Annotated in this window: 14 protein-coding genes and 4 pseudogenes; 10 read left to right on the top strand and 8 right to left on the bottom strand. The window is 68.6% G+C overall.

Translation table 11 applies throughout. The features are described 5' to 3' along the window. Positions 1-21: 21 nt before the first annotated feature. Together AAF143_RS00385 and AAF143_RS00380 are read left to right on the top strand one after the other, a co-directional pair. Complete coding sequence (locus AAF143_RS00385) at positions 22-732, top strand: hypothetical protein (RefSeq protein WP_414026347.1); 711 nt, start codon at positions 22-24, stop codon at positions 730-732. 212 nt (positions 733-944) lie between these two features. After that, positions 945-1,466 (top strand): annotated as a pseudogene (locus AAF143_RS00380) (histidine phosphatase family protein); the annotation flags it as partial. 23 nt (positions 1,467-1,489) lie between these two features. Here AAF143_RS00380 and AAF143_RS00375 read toward each other — a convergent pair. Genes AAF143_RS00375 through AAF143_RS00355 form a run of 5 tightly spaced genes read right to left on the bottom strand, consistent with a single transcriptional unit; the run spans position 1,490 to position 4,514 of the window. Continuing rightward, positions 1,490-2,269 carry a hypothetical protein gene (locus AAF143_RS00375; RefSeq protein WP_414026346.1) on the bottom strand — a complete coding sequence of 260 codons (780 nt, stop codon included), beginning with the start codon at positions 2,267-2,269 and terminating at the stop codon, positions 1,490-1,492. Then, entirely contained in the window at positions 2,181-2,867 is a 687-nt protein-coding gene (locus AAF143_RS00370; protein ID WP_414026345.1) for a hypothetical protein, read from the bottom strand. The genes AAF143_RS00375 and AAF143_RS00370 overlap by 89 nt, the downstream gene beginning before the upstream one ends. Next, on the bottom strand, positions 2,861-3,631 hold the full coding sequence (locus AAF143_RS00365) for an alpha-amylase family glycosyl hydrolase (RefSeq protein WP_414026344.1): 771 nt from the start codon (positions 3,629-3,631) through the stop codon (positions 2,861-2,863). Before AAF143_RS00365 ends, AAF143_RS00370 begins: the two co-directional genes overlap by 7 nt. 59 nt (positions 3,632-3,690) lie before the next feature. Further along, entirely contained in the window at positions 3,691-3,927 is a 237-nt protein-coding gene (locus AAF143_RS00360; RefSeq protein ID WP_414026343.1) for a hypothetical protein, read from the bottom strand. Further along, positions 3,924-4,514, bottom strand: coding sequence for a hypothetical protein (locus AAF143_RS00355; RefSeq protein WP_414026342.1), 591 nt, complete (start codon positions 4,512-4,514; stop codon positions 3,924-3,926). Before AAF143_RS00355 ends, AAF143_RS00360 begins: the two co-directional genes overlap by 4 nt. A 93-nt stretch (positions 4,515-4,607) precedes the next feature. Here AAF143_RS00355 and mfd point away from each other — a divergent pair. Together mfd and AAF143_RS00345 are read left to right on the top strand one after the other, a co-directional pair. Then, positions 4,608-8,139: pseudogene (gene mfd / locus AAF143_RS00350) on the top strand (transcription-repair coupling factor). A gap of 119 nt (positions 8,140-8,258) precedes the next feature. After that, positions 8,259-8,426, top strand: coding sequence for a hypothetical protein (locus tag AAF143_RS00345; RefSeq protein ID WP_255004955.1), 168 nt, complete (start codon positions 8,259-8,261; stop codon positions 8,424-8,426). A 65-nt stretch (positions 8,427-8,491) separates the two neighbouring features. Here the strand turns inward: AAF143_RS00345 and AAF143_RS00340 are convergent, their stop codons facing one another. The 3 genes and pseudogenes from AAF143_RS00340 to AAF143_RS00330 form a co-directional block, all read right to left on the bottom strand. After that, positions 8,492-9,826 carry a S41 family peptidase gene (locus AAF143_RS00340; RefSeq protein WP_414026341.1) on the bottom strand — a complete coding sequence of 445 codons (1,335 nt, stop codon included), beginning with the start codon at positions 9,824-9,826 and terminating at the stop codon, positions 8,492-8,494. 158 nt (positions 9,827-9,984) lie between these two features. Continuing rightward, positions 9,985-11,231: pseudogene (ispG, locus tag AAF143_RS00335) on the bottom strand ((E)-4-hydroxy-3-methylbut-2-enyl-diphosphate synthase). 30 nt (positions 11,232-11,261) lie between these two features. Next, positions 11,262-11,876 (bottom strand): uracil-DNA glycosylase, encoded by a 615-nt coding sequence (locus AAF143_RS00330; RefSeq protein ID WP_255005776.1) that lies wholly within the window; start codon positions 11,874-11,876, stop codon positions 11,262-11,264. 128 nt (positions 11,877-12,004) lie between these two features. Between AAF143_RS00330 and AAF143_RS00325 the strand changes: the two genes are divergently transcribed. The 6 genes and pseudogenes from AAF143_RS00325 to AAF143_RS00300 all read left to right on the top strand — a co-directional run bounded on the left by AAF143_RS00325 (position 12,005) and on the right by AAF143_RS00300 (position 18,736). Then, entirely contained in the window at positions 12,005-13,183 is a 1,179-nt protein-coding gene (locus AAF143_RS00325) for a pyridoxal phosphate-dependent aminotransferase (protein WP_255004948.1), read from the top strand. Between the two features lie 18 nt (positions 13,184-13,201). Beyond that, complete coding sequence (locus AAF143_RS00320) at positions 13,202-14,146, top strand: putative selenate ABC transporter substrate-binding protein (protein WP_255004946.1); 945 nt, start codon at positions 13,202-13,204, stop codon at positions 14,144-14,146. Positions 14,147-14,369: 223 nt separating this feature from the next. Then, positions 14,370-15,653 carry a hypothetical protein gene (locus AAF143_RS00315; protein WP_414026340.1) on the top strand — a complete coding sequence of 428 codons (1,284 nt, stop codon included), beginning with the start codon at positions 14,370-14,372 and terminating at the stop codon, positions 15,651-15,653. A gap of 86 nt (positions 15,654-15,739) precedes the next feature. Next, entirely contained in the window at positions 15,740-16,510 is a 771-nt protein-coding gene (locus AAF143_RS00310; RefSeq protein WP_255004940.1) for an ATP-binding cassette domain-containing protein, read from the top strand. Positions 16,511-16,518: 8 nt separating this feature from the next. After that, positions 16,519-18,065, top strand: a pseudogene (locus tag AAF143_RS00305) (ABC transporter permease subunit). Continuing rightward, positions 18,056-18,736 carry a GDSL-type esterase/lipase family protein gene (locus AAF143_RS00300; protein ID WP_255004894.1) on the top strand — a complete coding sequence of 227 codons (681 nt, stop codon included), beginning with the start codon at positions 18,056-18,058 and terminating at the stop codon, positions 18,734-18,736. The pseudogene AAF143_RS00305 and the gene AAF143_RS00300 overlap by 10 nt, the downstream one beginning before the upstream one ends. Positions 18,737-18,802: the final 66 nt, after the last annotated feature.

Here is an 18,802-nt window from a genome sequence, read left to right as displayed (position 1 = left end):
AGGAAGCGGAAGACCGGGCGATTGAGCGGCTCAGGCGACGCCTGGCTCTGGCGGGGGGCCAGCGGCCCCAGCTCAGCCCGCAGCTGCGGCTCCCGCAGATCCAGCGACCAGGATCACGGCCGCGACGTCGGCTTCGGCGGCCCCGGCGAGCTCGCCGGGCTCCGGATCGGGGCGAGGCCAGATCAGGCAGCCCAGCCTGCCCTCGCCGCCGCCCGCCCACGGCGGACCTGGGGCCACGGCGGGCCCGCCCAGCTTGCCGTCCACCTCGCCGGCAGCCTCGCCGTCAGCCGCGCCAAGCGCTTCCCCCTGCCGCCACGGCTCCAGGCTCCACCGGCGGACCTGGCGGTTCCGGGCCCGGCCGTTGCATCCGCGGCCGTTGCCGTCGCAACGCCTGGAGCCAGCGCGCCGGAGCCGCCCCCCGACCCCGAAGACTGGAGCGATGAGCTGGCCCAGGTGGAGCTGGAGCTGCAACGGCTGGGCTGGGGCCGGGAGCAGGAGGCGGCCTACCTCGAGCGCGTCTTCGGTCACCCCAGCCGCGGCCGGCTGACGCGTTATGCCGATCTAGGTGCCTACCTGGGGGTGCTGCGACGCGCACCGATCGGTGCCGATCCCGCCGCACTGCCGGCCCCCTGCGGCGCCGGGACCTGCTGGAGCAGTCGGATCTGCTGCTGGGCCAGCTCCACTGGGAGGCCGCCCAGGGGCGGACCTTCCTGGAGCGGCACTTCGCCCTGAGCAGCCGCCAGCAGCTCAGCGATGAGCAGTTGCTGCACTTCAATCTGTTGCTGGAGGAGGAGGCGGGTGCGGGGTCTCTGGGCTGAGCTGGACTGGTCGCTGGACCCCAGTCAGACTTCTGTTGCAACCTGCGCGCCCCTGCCGGATGCCGATGCCAGCGACCGCGCCCGGGCGCTGCACCCACGGATCCCTGATCACTCCTCCAGGAACCCATGACCACGGCCGAGGGCGGCTCTGACGGCGACGCGGTCCTGATCCGCCACGGTGAGACCGCCTGGAGCCTCAGCGGCCAGCACACCAGCACCACCGACCTTCCCTTGACCGGGAACGGACGGCTGGCGGCCCAACGCCTCGCACCGGTGCTGGCAACGATGGAGTGGGCGATGGTTCTGTGCAGCCCGCGCCAGCGGGCGCTCCAGACCTGTCAGCTGGCTGGCCTGGGCGATCGGGTGCGGATCGAGGAGGATCTCGCCGAGTGGAATTACGGAGCGTTCGAGGGCCTCACATCCGCTGAGATTGACCAGCGCCATCCCGGTTGGCTGCTGTTCGAGGCTGGCGCTCCAGGGGGTGAAACCCCTCATCAGGTCGGTGAACGGGTGGATCGGGTGATCGCCAGGGTGCGGAACGCCGAAGGCCGGGTGGCCCTGTTCGCCCATGGCCATGTGCTCCGGGTGTTCGCGGCCCGTTGGATCGGCCTGCCGCCTGGCCATGGCCGCCACTTCCTGCTCAATACCTCCACGCTCTCGGTTCTTTCCTACTACCGGGGAATCCCGGCGGTGAAGGGCTGGAACGCACCGGGGGAGAGGCCTGATCGAGAGTCACGAACAGGGCCACCAGCGAGCGGGCCTCCACCTGCAGATGGCTGCTGGTCACCACGGGGGCTGAACTCCAGTCGCTGATGTCCGCGGGTGGAAGCCAGGGCGGTATCGATCCAGCGCTGCCACTGGCGCTCTTTGCTCTCCGCGGCGGGTAGTTCAAAGCGAAGCGCCTCCCAGTAGGCATTGACCATCAGGTGGATGCGGAAGCGGTTGTTGAGGCTGTGGATCGTTGTGGAGAACGAACGGGACGCCTCTGACCAATCCGGTTCCTGGACCGCCACACCGTGGAATTCGATCACGGATTCCGCCAGCAGATCGTTAAGGGAGACATGGCGCTGGTCGATCACGATGTCGCGGCGCATTCGATGGGCGATCAACGCTTTCACGAAGCGGTGGATGTCGCCATGGCGCTCCAGCAGCGACCAGTCGAACCAACTGAGCTCGTTGTCCTGGCAGTAGGGGTTGTTGTTGCCCTGCTGGCTGCGGCCCACCTCGTCGCCCATCAGCAGCATCGCCGTGCCGTTGGAGAGCATCAGCAGGGCGAGGAAGTTGCGAATCTGCTTCTGGCGCAGGGCCAGCACCCGGGGATCGTCTGTGGGGCCTTCCACCCCACAGTTCCAGCTGGCGTTGTCATTGGTGCCGTCGCGGTTGTCTTCTCCATTGGCCTCGTTGTGCTTGCCGTTGAACGACACCAGATCGGCCAGGGTGGAAGCCGTCATGGCAGGTGATGAAATTGACGCTCTGCTCGGCCTCCCGTTCCTCGTGGCCATAGATGTCCGGGCTGCCCAGTAGGCGCAGGGCTGCCTTCTTCGCCATTCCGGCATCACCTTTGACGAAGCGGCGCAGGTCATCGCGGAAATGCCCGTTCCATTCCTGCCAGCTGTCGCCGATGAAACTGCCCACCTGATAGAGCCCTGCGGCGTCCCAGGCCTCGGCAATCAGCTTCGTGCCCGCCAGGGCAGGATCGGTCTCGATGTCCCAGAGCACCGGTGGCAGCGGCATCGGATCACCACGTTCATCGCGGGCCAGCACGGAAGCCAGATCGAAGCGAAAGCCATCCACGTGCATGGCTTTCACCCAATGGCGCAGGCTGTGGCGGATCAACCGCCGCACGATCGGGTGGTTGGCGTTGAGGGTGTTGCCGGTGCCGCTGAAATTGCAGTACTGACTCGGGTCGTGGTCCTCCAGCAGGTAGTAGGCCTCGTTGGCGAACCCCTTCCAGCAGAAGCTGGGTCCGCTCGCGTCTCCTTCTGCGCTGTGGTTGTAGACGACATCGAGGATCACCTCGATGCCGGCCCGGTGCAGGGCCTTCACCATGTCGCGGAATTCATCGAGTGGCCCCAGCGCCTCCCGGTTGGAGCTGTAGGCGGCATGGGGGGCAAAAAGGAAATGGGTGAGTACCCCCAGTAATTGGTTTGGCCTGCTGGGGCATCGAGGGGATCGAAGGCGAACACCGGCAGCAACTCCACCGCCGTGATGCCCAGATCCCGCAGGTAGGGAATCTTTTCGATCAACCCCGCATAGGTGCCGGCTTGTTCGGGCGCCACCCCTGAACTCGGATGGCGCGTGAAGCCGCCCACATGGAGCTCATAGATGATGGTTTCCCTGCGGGGCCGCCGCAGGGGGCGATCACCCTCCCAGTCGTAGCGCTCTGGATCGACCACGATCGACTTCATCGCTACGGCCAGGTCATGGCCGCTGGGATCGTTCTCGCTTCGCCGGTGGCCCGGTGGTGTCGCGACCGCTAGCCCGTAGGGATCAAGCAGCAGCTGGCGAGCATCAAAGCGAAGACCCCGCTCCGGCTGCCAGGGACCATGGACCCGGTAGCCGTAGAGCTGGCGCTCGCCGATGCCTGGAACCAGGCAGTGCCAGTAGTGGTAGGTGCGGTGCAGGGCGGGATCGAGTTCGAAGATCTGCGAGGGCTCAGCGTCCGTTTCGTGATCAAACAGCAGCAATTCGATCCGATCGGCGTATTTGGAATAGACGTTGAAATTGACCCCATCCCCGGCGAGCGAGGCCCCGAGCCTGGCCGTGTCACCGGGCTTGGGGCTTGTTGTTGCACCACCCATGGCAGAGCACAACCCAGAATCTTGACCCTACCGCTGGCGATGACGTCTGTCCCAGCAGCGGCGAGGCCCCTTCATCTCCGGCAATTCGCCCTCAGCAACGCCACCCCCAGCTCCAGCTGCTGCTGGTTGCTGTAGGCCTCCCGCTCAAGCAGCCGCTGGTTGGCCGACAGGCCGGCATAGACGGGGCTGGCCAGAAAGCGCTCGACGGCAGGGGTGGAGGCGGTGGGCAGCCCGAGGGGTTGGGGCATGGCCCGCAGGCTGCCGCTGCGGCAACTCTGGGCCACGTGGATGGCCTCGTGGTTGATCACTTTGGCGAATTCCGAGCTCCCCTTGGCAGGCACATCGGGGCGGATGCGCAGGATGCCGGCCCGTGGTTCCCATTCCCCCGCCGCCCCTGCCTTGCGCGTCGGACCGAAGACCACCAGCACCCCCGGGAGCGCAGTTCACCCAGCTGCGCCGCGATCGCCGCCCGTTCGCGATCGAAGCGGGGCGGGTAGAGGATCAGCAACTTGATCTGCTCGATGTCCAGCGGCGGGTCGTCCTGGCGGCGCTTGTAGGTGTATCGGATGCCGCCACCCGGCAGGCTCTGGGCCCGGGGCCGCCAACTCTCATCGGCTTGATCCAAGACGGCCATCAAGGCGCTGTCGTTGGCGGGTTTGAGCGGGCGATCGTCGGGCCGGGGCTGGGCCTTGAAGGTCTGGGTGCTGGAGAAGGCGGTGATTGCCGCCGCCCCCACGGCCGCGAACACCGCCAGGGCGACCAGGGCCTTGAGCGGACTGGGGGCCCGCTGCGTCTGGAGCGGTCGTCCGCAGTGGTGGCAGATCCGCGTCCCGTCGCTGCTGCGGGCGGTGCGCAGGGGCTGGGAGCGGCAGGCGGGGCAGCGGTCGATGCTCATGGCGGTGCGGCCGGATCCAAGGGTTCCCGTCCGCCGGCCCTCATTCTGGCGGTCTGGTTGCGAAGATCGTCCCTCGATCCCGCCGCTGTCCCGATGCCCCTCACCGCCCTGGTGCGCCAGCTGGAGCAGGTGCCCCTCACCGGTGAGGTGCAGGCCCGCATCGAGCGGCCCGAGCGCCTCAGCCTTCGAGGCGCCGGCCGGGCCGCCCGGGCGCTGGTCAGCTCGGCCCTGGCACGCCAGCGGCGCGCGCCGCTGCTGGTGGTGGTGCCCACCCTGGAGGAGGCGGGCCGCTGGACGGCGTTGCTGGAGCTGATGGGCTGGCCGACGGCCCAGCTCTATCCCACCAGCGAAGGTTCGCCCTACGAGCCCTTTGATCCCACCAGCGAGATCACCTGGGGGCAGCTGCAGGTGCTGGCGGAGCTGGTGGGCCCCAACCCCTGGCAGGGCGCGATCGTCGCCACCGAGCGCGCCCTGCAGCCCCATCTGCCGCCGCCGCAGGCGCTGGCGTCCCAGTGCCTGACCCTGGCCAAGGGGGCCACGGTCGATCTGGAGGAGCTGGCGGAGACCCTGGCGCGGCTGGGCTACGAGCGGGTGCCCACGATCGAGCAGGAGGGCACCTGGAGCCGTCGCGGCGACATCGTCGACCTGTTTCCGGTCAGCGCCGAGCTGCCGGTGCGGCTGGAATTCTTTGGCGAGGAACTCGAGAAGCTGCGGGAGTTCGATCCCGCCAGCCAGCGCTCCCTCGATCCAATCGAGGTGGTGCGGCTCACCCCACGGGCTACGGGCCCCTGGTGGCGGAGGCCCTGCGCGAGGCCATGCCCGAGGGGCTCGAAGCCCTGCTCAGCCCCGAAGCGCTGGAGCAGTTGCTGGAGGGGGCACCCCCGAGGGGATGCGCCGGCTGATGGGGCTGGCCTGGGGACGGCCCGCCTCGCTGCTCGATTACCTGAGCGAAGCCACCCTGGTGGCCGTCGATGAGCGGCGCCAGTGCCTGGCCCACGGCCAGCAGTGGTTCGATCACGCCGCTTCGCATCACGGGGAGTTCCCTCAGCTTCCGCCCTTGCATTGGCCGCCGGCCGAGGCCCTAGGGGCGGCGGCGGCCTTCGCGGGCTTTGATCTCTCGGAGCTGGCCGAAACCGACGGCCACCCCAATGCCTTTGATCTGGCCAGCCGGCCGGTGCCCGCCCACCCCAACCAGTTCGGCCGCCTGGCGGCCCTGGTGAAGGGCTACCAAATCGAGAAGGCGCGGGTGTGGCTGCTCTCGGCCCAGCCCTCCCGCGCCGTGGCCCTGCTGGAGGAGCACGACTGCATCGCCCGCTTCGTGCCCAATGCCGCCGACTGGCCGGCGATCGATCGGCTGGTGGAGCAGGGCACCCCCGTGGCGCTCAAGCTCAAGGGCACCGCCGAGCTCGAAGGGCTGCAATTGCCGGCCTGGAAGCTGGTTCTGCTCAGCGACCGGGAGTTCTTTGGTCAGCACTCCCTGGCGGCCAGTGGCTACGTGCGCCGGCGGCGCAAGGCGGCCAGCCGCACGGTGGACCCGCTCAAGATGGTGCCGGGCGATTTCGTGGTGCACCGCAACCACGGCATCGGCCGCTTCCTGAAGCTGGAAAAACTCGCCCTCAGCGGCGAGTCCCGCGACTATCTGGTGGTGCAGTACGCCGACGGCACCCTGCGGGTGGCCGCCGACCAGCTGGGCAGCCTCGGCCGCTACCGCGCCAGCACCGACGCCCCGCCGGAGCTCAACCGCATGGGCGGGGTGGCCTGGGCCAAGGCCAAGGAGCGCGCCCTCAAGGCCGTGCGCAAGGTGGCCCTCGATCTGGTCAAGCTCTACGCCGAGCGCCACCAGGCGCCGGGCTTCGCCTTCCCCCGATGGCCCCTGGCAGCTGGAGCTCGAAGACTCCTTCCCCTATGAGCCCACCCCCGACCAGCTCAAGGCGATCGTCGAGGTGAAACGCGACATGGAGGCCGCCCAACCGATGGACCGGCTCGTCTGCGGTGATGTGGGCTTCGGCAAGACCGAGGTGGCGATCCGCTCGATCTTCAAGGCCGTCACCGCCGGCAAGCAGTGCGCCCTGCTCGCCCCCACCACCGTTCTGGCCCAGCAGCACTGGCGCACCCTTTCAGAGCGCTTCGCCCCCTACCCGCTCAAGGTGGCGCTGCTCAACCGCTTCCGCACCGCCGCCGAGCGCAGGACGATCCTCGAGGGCCTCGCCGCCGGCACCATTGATGTGGTGGTCGGCACCCACCAGCTGCTGGGCAAGGGCACCAACTTCCAGCAGCTGGGGCTTCTGGTGGTGGATGAGGAGCAGCGCTTCGGGGTGAACCAGAAGGAAAAGATCAAGGCGCTGCGAAAAGACGTGGACGTGCTCACGCTCAGCGCCACGCCGATCCCCCGCACCCTCTACATGAGCCTTTCCGGGGTGCGTGAGATGAGCCTGATCACCACCCCGCCGCCCCTGCGGCGTCCGATCAAGACCCACCTGGCCGCCCTTGATGGCGAGGCGGTGCGCAGCGCCATCCGCCAGGAGCTCGACCGCGGCGGCCAGGTGTTCTATGTGGTGCCGCGGGTGGAGGGGATCGAGGACGTGGCGGGCCAGTTGCGGGAGATGCTGCCGGGGTTGAAGCTGCAGGTGGCCCATGGCCAGATGCCCGAGGGCGAGCTGGAGAGCGCCATGGTGGCGTTCAACGCCGGTGAGGCCGATGTGATGCTCTGCACCACGATCATCGAGAGCGGCCTGGATATTCCCCGGGTGAACACGATCCTGGTGGAGGACGCCCACAAATTCGGCCTCGCCCAGCTCTATCAGTTGCGCGGCCGCGTGGGCCGCAGCGGCATCCAGGCCCATGCCTGGCTGTTCTATCCCGGTGACGCCTCGCTTTCCGAGGCGGCGCGCCAGCGCCTGCGGGCGATCCAGGAATTCGCCCAGCTGGGCTCCGGCTACCAGCTGGCCATGCGTGACATGGAGATCCGCGGCGTCGGCAATCTGCTCGGGGTGGAGCAGAGCGGCCAGATGGAGGTGATCGGCTTCGACCTCTACATGGAGATGCTGCAGGAATCGCTGGCCGAGATCCAGGGCCAGGACATCCCTGTGGTGGATGACACCCAGATCGATCTGCCGATCACGGCCTTCATTCCCGCCGATTGGATCAGCGAAGGCGACGAGAAGATGGCCGCCTACCGCTCGGTGGCGGGTTGCAGCAGCAAAGGCGAACTGCTGGAGCTGGCGGCCGCCTGGATCGACCGTTATGGCGCCCTGCCGTCCCCGGTGCAGGCGCTGCTGCAGCTGATGGAGCTCAAGCTGCTGGCCAAGCGCTGCGGCTTTTCGCGCCTCAGGGCCGAACAACCCAATTTGGTGCTCGAAACGCCGATGGAGGAGCCCGCCTTCCGGCTGCTGCGCCAGGGCCTGCCCCAGCACCTGCATGGGCGCTTGGTGTATCAGGGGGCTCCGGCAGCACCGCCAAGGTGCTGGCCCGGGGGCTGAGCGTGCTCCCTTTCGAGAAGCAGCTCGACACCTTGATGGAGTGGCTGCAGGCGATGGCGGAGCAGATCCCTGGGGCCGATGGCTTGAGCGAAGCCCAGCGGGCGGAGGCTCTCAAGGCCAAGAATGCCGAGGTGCTGGCTGTTTGAGCAGATCAGCTGTTTGAGCAGACGGGCTGCTGGGGGAGGCTGGAGCTGGGGGAGCGCCCCATCCTCATTTGGCGCAATATGGCGTTACAATTCAGGTCATTCGTTAACAGGAGTTTTCCATGGGTGAGTTGCTGCAGGGATCCAGTGCTGTGACCAGCGGCTTCAGCCTGGTGTCCGCCCTGGTGAGCGTGGCGGCCCTGGGCCTGTTCGCCCTGTTCCAGAACTCCAGCGAAAACGACGACGACGACTCCACTCCCGGCGGCGGCCTGATGCAGCCGGTGGCCTGAGGCGCAGGGCCTCGCCGACGTCCAGCGGTCGGCTGGCCCCGCAGAGATGCCTTTGATCCCCTGACCTATTTGGTGCCTAGGGCCTCCGGCAGGTTCGCACTGGTGGGGTTGTAGACCCTTTTGGCATTGCCACCGGCGGCCTGCACCTTCTTGAGCAGGGTGGTCTCTGCCGCCCGGTACTGGCTGTCCTTGCGGGTGCCGATGTCTTCGAACTTGAGCTTCTGGGCGTCAAGGTCGCTGAGCTTGGCGGACACATCCGGGGCGATGCCGTGGTGGTGGATGTCGCGGCCGCTGGGGGTGAGGTACTTGGCGATGGTGACGGTCATGCCGGAGCCATCGGAGAGCCCCCGCACCGACTGCACCAGCCCCTTGCCAAAGGTCTTCTGGCCCACCAGCACGGCGCGTTTGTTGTCCTGCAGGGCACCCGAGAGGATCTCGCTGGCGCTGGCGGAGCCCTCGTTGACCAGGATCACCAGGGGACGCTTGGTGAGGGCGCGACCGTTGGCGCGCTTGATGTCCTGGATGCCGTCACGGGTCTTGGTGGAGACGATGATTCCTTCATCGAGCCACTGACGGGCGATGGCGATGCTGGCCATCAGCAGCCCGCCGGGGTTGCTGCGCAGATCGAGCACGTAGCCCTGGACGTTCTTGGTCTCCAGATCCTTCACCGCCGCGGCCATGTCCTTGGCGGCGTTGGCGTTGAACTGCTTGAGGCGGATGTAGCCCACCTTGGAGCCATCGGGGGCGGTGTTGATCTGATGCTCCACCGCGTGCAGTTCGATGCGCTCGCGCATCAGTGGTGTGTCGAGCAACTGCCCCTTGCGACGCAGCTGGATCACCACCTTGGTGCCGGCCTGGCCACGGATCAGCTTGACCGCGTCCTCGGTGGTCATGCCCTTGGTGCTCTTGCCGTCGATCGAGACGATCACGTCCTTGGGCTGCACGCCGGCCCGCGAGGCCGGGGACCCATCGATCGGAGAGACCACCACCAGTTCCTTAGTGTCCTTGTCGAGGCTCAGCTGGATGCCCACCCCGGAGAGCTCGCCGGAGGTGTCGATCTGCATCTCCTTGAACTCCCGCGGATCCAAAAAGCGGGTGTAAGGGTCATCGAGGGTCTGAAGCATGCCCCGGATCGCCTCGTAGCTTTCCTTGGTGCTGCCGTAACTCTTGGCGAGAATCTCCTGGCGTAGTTTGCGCCATTGCTCGGGGGTGTATTTACCGGTGGTGTCGAGATAGTCGCGGAAGACGATCTGCCACGCCTGGTCCATCACCTCCTTGGGGCTGTCATTGATCAGGCTGGCCAGACTGGGTGGCACGAAGCTGCGGCCTCCCACCAGGGCGGTGGCGGCAAAGGTGCCCACTCCGGCCAGCACGATCAGGGTGGTGCGACCTTTGACCATCGTGAGCAGGCTCCGGAGCCTTGAGAGTGCCATCAAGCTAGTCCCCGCAGCGGGGGCCGCCGAGGTGGGGGAGCCGAAATTCGGTGCGGACTCCCCGACCGAATGTGACCGAGGAAACCTTCTGGTCGTGATTCGGGCTGCGATGGGCCCGGTTCAGGTCAGGGATCGACCCAGCGGCCGTCTTCCTTGATCAGGGCGATCAGGGCCTCCACCCCTTCGGCTTCCGGCACCCGGCGAATCTCCTCACGGCCGCGGTAGAGGGAGATGGTGCCGGGGGTCTTGCCGACGTAGCCGTAGTCGGCATCGGCCATCTCGCCGGGGCCGTTGACGATGCAGCCCATCACGGCGATGTCCAGGCCGGTGAGGTGGGCGGTGGCGTTGCGCACCACATGCAGCACCTCCTCCAGGTTGAACAGGGTGCGGCCGCAGCTGGGGCAGGCCACGTATTCGACCATCGTTTTGCGCAGGCCCAGGGCCTGCAGGATCGAGTAGCAGACCGGGATCTCCTTCTCGGGTGCCTCGGTGAGCGACACCCGGATCGTGTCGCCGAGGCCCTCGGCCAGCAGGGTGGCGATGCCGGCGGTGCTCTTGATGCGGCCGTAGTCGCCGTCGCCGGCTTCGGTGACGCCCAGGTGCAGCGGGTAGTGGAAGCCTTCGCTATCCATGCGGTCGGCCATCATCCGGTAGGCGGCCAGCATCACCGGCGCCCGCGAGGCCTTCATCGAAACCACGATGTTGTGGAAGTCGAGGCGATCGCAGATGTGAATGAACTCCATGGCGCTCTCCACCATCCCCAGGGGGTGTCGCCGTAGGTGAACAGCATGCGTTCGGCCAGCGATCCGTGGTTGACGCCGATGCGCAGGCCCTTGTCCTGCTCCTTGAGCAGGCTCACCAGCGGCTCGAGCGTGGACTGGATCCGTTCACCGATCGCCGCCACCTCCTCGGGTGTGAACTCGGTGCGGTTGGGGTCGGGTTTGTCGAACACATAGAGGCCAGGGTTGATGCGCACCTTGTCGACATGCTGGGCCACCTCCAGGGCGATCTTCATGCCGTTGTGGTGCACATCGGCCACCAGGGGCACGGGGCGGTAGCTGTCTTCGAGGCGCCTGCGGATCTCCCCCACGGCCCGGGCATGGCCGAGGCTCGGCACCGTGAGCCGCACGATCTCGCAGCCCGCCTCGTGCAGGCGACGAATGCCGGCGGTGGCCCCTTCGATGTCGAGGGTGTCCTCATTGATCATCGACTGCACCACCACCGGGTGCTCGCTGCCGACCCAGATGTCGCCCACCCGCACGCTGCGGGTCTTGCGGCGGGTGATCACCGTGGCGTAGCGGGGATCATTGGCCCAGTCCCGGGCTCCGCCCTCGGGGGAAGCGGTGTCGGGGCGGGCCAGGGTGCCGGTCATCGCAGGGGGGCCGGAGGTGGACCAAGCCTGTCACAAACGGGGCGGCAGCGGCTGCTCCTGGCCGCTGGTCGGTCCATCGAGGCGATCCAGCCGCCGCCTGACCTCCAGGAAATCTGCGGCGGTGTGCCAGCGGGGCGAGCCCGGTTCCATGGAGGAGAAGCGCAGCAGGTAGGAGGGATGGAACACCGGCATCAGCCAGCGCCCTTGCCAGCTCTGCCATTGCCCCCGCATCCGCGAGAGCCCACCTCGGACCCCCAGCAGTGCCTCCACGGCCGTGGCTCCGGCCAGCACCACCAGCGCCGGATTCACCTGCTCCAGCTGGCGATCCAGCCAGGGCCGGCAGGCCGCCAGCTCGGCCGCCGCGGGCTTTCGGTTGCCCGGCGGCCGGCACTTGATCGCGTTGCAGATGTAGGCCTCCCGCTCGCTGCTGATGCCGGCGCCGGCCAGCAACTGGTCCAGCAGCCGGCCGGAGCGGCCCACGAAGGGCCGCCCGCTGGCGTCCTCCTCGGCGCCGGGGGCCTCGCCGATCAGCATCAGCCGCGCGCCGCTCGGGCCCCGGCTCACCACGGCCCCATGGCGGCCCGCTGCCAAGGGACAGCGCACGCAGGCCTGGCAGGCCTCACGCAGCTGCTGCTCGGGATCCATGGGCCCGGCGGCGCTGGGGCGTTCCGCATCCTGACGCAACGAAGATGCAGGTTCGATCCCGTTTCGGCAGGAGCCATGGGGCAGGATGGCCCTCTTTCAGGCGTTCCTGCGGCGGAGCGCTGCTTGCGATGCAGCCCCCGTTGAGGCTCTCTGCAAGGGCCGAAGCTCTGCAGCCCTCCCTGACCCTGGCGATCGCCGCCCGCGCCAAGCAACTGCGGGCCGAGGGGCAGGACGTCTGCAGCCTCAGCGCCGGCGAACCCGACTTCGAGACCCCCGCCTTCATTCGTCAGGCCGCTACGGCGGCCTTGGAGAGCGGTCACACCCGCTATGGCCCGGCCGCCGGTGAGCCGGAACTGCGCGAAGCGATTGCCGTCAAGCTCAGCCGCGAGAACGGCATTCCCACCAGCTCCGCCCAGGTGCTGGTCACCAACGGTGGGAAGCAGGCCCTGTTCAACCTGTTTCAGGTGCTGCTCGGACCCGGAGATGAGCTGCTGCTGCCCTCCCCCTACTGGCTCAGCTACCCAGAGATGGCCCGCTTGGCCGGTGCCTCGGTGCGGCTGTTGCCCAGTGCCGCCGCCGAGGGGTTCCGCTTCGACGCCGAGCGTCTGGAGGCGGCGATCACCCCCGCCAGCAAGCTGCTGGTGCTCAACAGCCCCGGCAACCCCACCGGCGCCGTGCTCAGCCGCGCCGAGCTTGAGGCGATCGCTGCGGTGTTGCGCCGCCATCCCCAGGTGGCGGTGGTCTGCGATGAGATCTACGAATTCCTGCTGGCCCCTGGCCAGGAGCACCACAGCTTCGGGGCTGTGGCCCCAGACCTGCTCGATCGGGTGTTCGTGGTCAATGGCCTCGCCAAGGGCTGGGCGATGACCGGCTGGCGAATCGGTTATCTGGCCGGCCCCCTGCCGGTGATCGCCGCCGCCAGTGCGCTCCAGAGCCAGAGCACCAGCAACGTCTGCAGCTTTGCCCAGTACGGGGCCCTGGCCGCGATCAGCGGCCCGAGGGACTGCGTGCGGGCCATGGCCGAGCAGTTCAACCAACGCCGCGCCCTGCTCACAGCCGGGCTGCAGGCGATCGCCGGTCTCACGCTCACCCCACCCTCGGGGGCCTTCTACGCCTTCCCGGATGTGAGTGCCTATGGGCTCGATTCGATGAGCTTCTGCAACCGCCTGCTGGAGCAGGAGGGGCTGGCGGTGGTGCCGGGTGTGGCCTTCGGCGACGACCGCTGCATCCGCCTCTCCTGTGCCGCCTCCCCTGCCACGATCACCGACGGCCTGGAGCGACTCGAGCGTTTCCTGGCCAGCCTCTGAACTCTCCTCACTGAATCCATGCGCCTCCGACAACCCTGGGCCGCCGTCGTCAGCGGATTGGCCGTACTGACCGCAACGGCGGCCGTGCTTCCCCTCAGCAGTGGTCTTCTCAATGGGGCCCAGGCCCAAAGCCAGCCCGCCGCCACCAGGGTGCTGCGCATCGGCGCGATCCCCGACCAGAAGCCGGAGAAGCTGAACCGGCTCTACGGGCAGCTGGCCGATGAACTCAGCCGCCAGCTTGGTTTCAAGGTCAAATACGTGCCCGTCATCGACTACGCCGCCGCCGTCACGGCGTTCCGCACGGGCGATCTGGACCTGGTCTGGTTCGGCGGCCTCACCGGCGTGCAGGCCCGCCTCCAGAAGCCCGGCGCCCGGGTGCTGGCCCAGCGGGACATCGACGTGCAGTTCCACAGCGTCTTCATCGCCAACGCCCGCAGCGGCCTCAAGCCGGTGCTCAATGGGAAGGGGCTGAATCAACTGAAGGGCAAGCGCTTCACCTTCGGATCCGAGAGCTCCACCTCCGGCCGGCTGATGCCCCAGGTCTTCCTGGCCAAGGCGGGCGTGAAGCTCACGGATTTCAGCGGCGGTGCCCCGGGCTTCAGCGGCAGCCATGACGCCACCATCGCCCTGGTTCAGAGCGGCGCCTATGACGCCGGCGCCGTCAATGAACAGGTCTGGAAAACCAGCCTGCATGAGCGCAAGGTCGATCGCAGCAAGGTGATTGCGATCTGGCGCACCCCCGGCTATCCCGATTACCACTGGATCGCCCAAGGCGATCTGGACAAGCGCCTGGGCAAGGGCACGACCGATCGGATCACGGCGGCCCTGGTGTCCCTGCGGCGCACCAACCCCAGCCAGGCCTCGATCCTGGAGCTGTTCGGCGCCCAGCAGTTTGTGCCCGCCAAGGCCGATCAGTATGCGGCGATCGAGAAGATGGGCCGGGAAATCGGCAAGATCCGCTGAGATCAGCCCAGGGGCCAGGCCTTCCTCCCGTCCCGCCAACCCATCGTTGGGGGTGGTGGGGGAGTGCCTGGGGTGGACAACTTTTTCATTCTGGGCAGAGAGAAGTCATTCGTTGAAATCGTTCATCCTGGGCCCATGGAGATCACTCCAGAGTTGTGATCTTTTTGGGCGGATTGACCCTGCTGATTTGTACCTTACGATCCCTAAAATCTCCCATTGGCGTGTGTTCCAGCTCAACCGAACCAGACCTGTTGGCCTTGGGCTGGCCCTGTCCACCGTTCTGGTGGCCTCCTCATCGCTGGCCCTCGCCGCCGCCGGCCCGGTGAGCCGGCTTCAGTTCACCCAGTTCATTGAGGACCGACCCACCCCCGTGGTGGATGCAGCCGTCCACGTGGTTCCCTGTGCGCCGATCAATGCCACCTGCCGGGACCTGCTGAACGCCCTGGCGGCTCCGTTCCGGGTGAAGCAGGTCTGGACGGGGGCGTCGATCTCCCAGGCACTGACCAGGGCGGAAGGCCAGCTGGTGGTTCAAAAGGGTCATCGGCTCCTCCGCACCGATGCCGCGGGCAGCGCGCGCCTCTCTTGCCCCACCGCCAACTGCCTGGTGTTCGCGGCCTCCACGTCGGCGGGCCGCATAGCGGCGGGCCGCACGGTGGTCTGGAGCTTCCTGCAACCGCTCGGCCGCTCCCGTGAGCTGCTTCCCTCCGCCGGCCTCAGTGTGGTGACCGCCCCTCCGGCGGCTGACCCTGGAGCGCGCGAGCTGCGTTGGATCGCTGCTGCCGCCCTGGCCACGACGCTCTTGCTGGCGGTCTTGCTGCTGGTGGTTCTGCATGAACGCCGGCAGATGCGCCGCCGCTCCGAGGAACTGCTCAGCACGCTCAGGGCGGAAGCCAAGTTCGAAATCGCGACCCTCAACGTGGCCGTCGAGGCGATCCACAGCATCCTGGGGGTGATCAAGCAGGGCGGCGTTCACGGACCAGCCGTGCCGCCCATGCTCCATGGGACTGAAGGTGAGGCTTCCGATCAACTCCCATCCAATCAGCAGCAAACAGAGACAGATGCGGTCGTTACGCCGCTGGGCCCCGGTGAATCCCCCACGGTTGCCGCTGGAGAGATCACCACCCTGCTGGAGCTGGAGCAGGCCGCGATGGAGGCTCGCCGCCTGCGCTTGGCCCTGGATCAAAGCGCCGAGCTGTTTCAGCAGGCTCTCGCCATCCAACCCCAGGCCGAGCAGGTCGCCGATCGCCTCGAGATCGCCGTGGACGAAGCGACCTCGCTCCTGCCGATCTTCGAGAACCGGCTCATGGAGCTGCGCGCCGCACGGCGGAGCGAACCCTCGCCCCAGGTCGCGATGGAGCCGCTCCCCCCAGCGGTGACGGAGGGCCTGATGGGCAGCGAGCCACCCCGATCGGATCAGGCGGAGGCTCCGAAGGGCACCCGGCTGGGCCAGGTGCTGCCCATCGCTCAGCCCGAGCGGAACAGCTCCAGCGATCCGCCCCCGTCCTGAAGCTGGCCATCGGCCGCTGGGGGAGTGGGAGCATGAACCAATCCGTTTGACGAGCGCCCCTGAGCGGGCGTTGAGATGCACCAGCGATGAACCTGCCCCCCGTTCTCGAACTCCAGGGGATTCAGGTGCCCGGCCGCGGGCAGCCTCGGCTGCAGGACATTTCGCTGCAGATCCAAGTGGGTGAGCGCGTGGCGCTGCTCGGCTCCAGCGGCGCCGGCAAGAGCACCCTGCTGGCGGTGGCCAACGGCATGCTCCAGCCCAGCGCCGGTGTGGTGCGCTGGCAAGGGCAACCCCTGGCCCGCTCCCGCCGCCACAGGCGCCGCCAGCAGGCCCGCATCGGCACCCTCTGGCAGGACCTGCGCCTGATCGAGGAGCTGACGGTGCAGCAGAACCTCAACGCCGCCCGGCTGGCGGTCTGGGGCTGGCCCCGGGCCCTGCTCAATCTGTTGCTGCCCCTGGAGACGGCCGCCTGCGCCGCCGCCCTCGGGCGCGTTGAGCTGGAGCCGGCCCTGCTGGGCCAGCCGGTGACGGCCCTCTCCGGCGGCCAGCGCCAGCGCGTGGCCCTGGCGCGGCTGCTGCGCCAGGAACCGTTGCTGCTGCTGGCCGACGAACCCCTGGCCAGCCTTGATCCGCGGCTGGCCGCTGAACTGCTGGATCTGTTGCTGCGCCAGGCCAGGGCGCCCCGCGCCCTGCTGCTCAGCCTGCACCGCCCCGACCTGCTGGAGGGGTTCGACCGGGTGATCGGCCTGCGCCAGGGCCGCCTGCTGTTCGATCGCCCGGTGGTCGAGCTGAGGGCCGGGCTGGGGGCTGAACTGGCTGTGGAGACCCTGACCCAGCTCTACGCCGAGGGGCCGTGAGCGTTCGGCTGCGGCCCGCCCCGCCGCTGCTGCTGCTGCTGCCGGCCCTGGCCCTGGTGCCGGTGCTGCTGGCGCTGCCGTCCATGGCCCATGGGGGTGGCTGGGAGTTGATCGGCCAGTTCCTGGCGGCGGCCCTGCGGCCGTCGTTGGATCCGCAGGTGCTGGGCTCGGCCCTCTCGGGCCTGGTGGTCACCGTGGCGATCGCCCTGCTGGGCTGGTCTCTGAGCCTGGCCCTGGGGCTGCTGGGGGGCTGCTCAGCTCCCGCACCCTCTGGCAGAGCAGCTCGGGCCAGCGCTGGCCGGCGGAGCTGATTCGCCGGCTGCTGGCCGTGCCCCGCTCGATCCATGAGCTGCTTTGGGGTCTGCTGCTGCTGCAGGTGCTGGGGCTGGATCCAGCCGTGGCGGTGCTGGCGATTGCCCTGCCCTTCGGCGCCCTGGTGGCGCGGGTGGTGGGCGACCAGCTCGATGCCTTGCCCACCACGCAACTGGAGGCCCTGCGGGCGGCGGGGGCCCCGGCCGGGCCGGCGCTGCTCACGGCCCTGGGGCCGGCCCTGCTGCCGGGGGTGATCAGCTACGGGGGCTACCGGCTGGAGTGCGCCCTGCGCAGCGCCACCCTGCTGGGGGTGTTCGGCCTCGGTGGCCTGGGCACCGACCTGCGCCTCACCCTGCAGTCCCTGCAGTTCAATGAGCTCTGGAGCGGCCTGTGGCTGCTGCTGGCGGTGATGCTGTTGCTGGAGGCGCTGGTGCGGCTGCTGCGACGCCGCTGGTGCCTGCCCACCCGCTTTGGGGCTGGGACCGTGGTGGTCGGCCGGCGGGGCCGGGAGATCGCCCTGATGATTCTGCTGCTGCTGCCGCTCCTGCTGGTGCTGGCCCGAGCCCTGGAGGTCGATCCCCTCTCGCTCTTTCCTGGGAGCGCACTGCCCAACTGGGGCGCCAGCCTGCGGCCGGATGAGCTGCTGGCCCTGCCCTGGGCGGCCCTGGTGGCTCAGACCCTGGGACTGACCCTGCTGGCCGCCGCCCTGGCGGTGGGCCTGGCACCACTGCTGCTTTTGCTCGTGGCCCCCTGGCCCTGGGGACGGGCGCTGTTGCAGCTGGTCTGGGCCTTGGGGCGCCTGTGGCCGCCGCCGCTCACGGCCCTGCTGCTGTTGTTCGTGCTCAAGCCCGGCCTGGTGACGGCCGCCCTGGCCCTGGGTTTCCACAACCTGGGCATCCTCGGCCGCCTGCTGCTGGAGGCGGCCGAGGCCGCCCCATTGGGGGCCGAGCAGGCCCTGGCGGCGGCAGGCACCGGGCCGCGGCTGGCGTTGCTCTATGGCCGTTACAGCGCCCTGGCCCGCTCCTACCTGGCCTATGGCGCCTACCGCAGCGATGTGATCCTGCGCGAAACGGTGGTGGTGGGGCTGGTGGGAGCCGCCGGGCTGGGCACCGCTCTGCTGGAGGCGCTCAGCTCCTTCGCCTGGGACCAGGTGCTGGCCCTGATGGCGGCCTATGCCCTGCTCACCCTGGTGGGGGAAGATCTCTCCGACCGTGCCCGAAGGCGACTGCTCGCATGTCCTTGATCGCCGTGCCGCGCAAGCTGGTGGTGCTGGGGGACAGCGGCGTCTTCGGCTGGGGGGACCCGGAGGAGGGCGGCTGGTGCGAGCGCTTGCGGTGCCACTGGATGGCGCTGCCGGAGGCGCCCGTGCTCTACAACCTGGGGGTGCGCGGCGATGGCCTCGAGCGGCTGGCGGCGCGGCTGGGCCCGGAGGTGGGTCGGCGCGGTGAACTGCGGCGCCAGAGCCCCCAGGGGGTGTTGCTGTCGATCGGTCTCAACGACACCGCCCGGGTGGGCCGCCCGGATGGCCGCCACCAGCTGGCCCCCGAAGCCTTCCTGTTCGGCCTGCAGCAACTGCTGCGGGAGGCCAAAGCCCTGGCGCCGGTGCTGGTGCTGGGGCTCACCCCGGTGGATGGGGCGGTGATGCCCTTCGCCGACTGCCTCTGGTACGACCTGGAGACCGTGGCGCACTACGAGTGCCTGCTGGAGGAGGCCTGCCTGGAGGCGGACGTGCCCTTTCTGCCTCTGCTGGAGAGCTTCACCGGCGAGCGCCAGTGGCTGCAATGGCTGTGTGGCGATGGGGTGCACCTCAATGGCGAGGGCCACCGCCGCGTCTACGAGCGTGTCAAGACCTGGCCCGCCCTGTTGCGCTGGGCCGACCTCGAGCCGCTGCGGCTGCGCACCCCAGCCTTCTGAGCGCAGGGATCGCACTCCAGGAGAACAACGACCGGGCGCGCCAGCGGTTCAGTTGTGACCAGATCC

The sequence above is a fragment of the Cyanobium sp. ATX-6F1 genome, assembly GCF_047395825.1.
Lineage (GTDB): Bacteria > Cyanobacteriota > Cyanobacteriia > PCC-6307 > Cyanobiaceae > ATX-6F1.
This window is presented reverse-complemented; position numbering and strand designations above follow the sequence as displayed.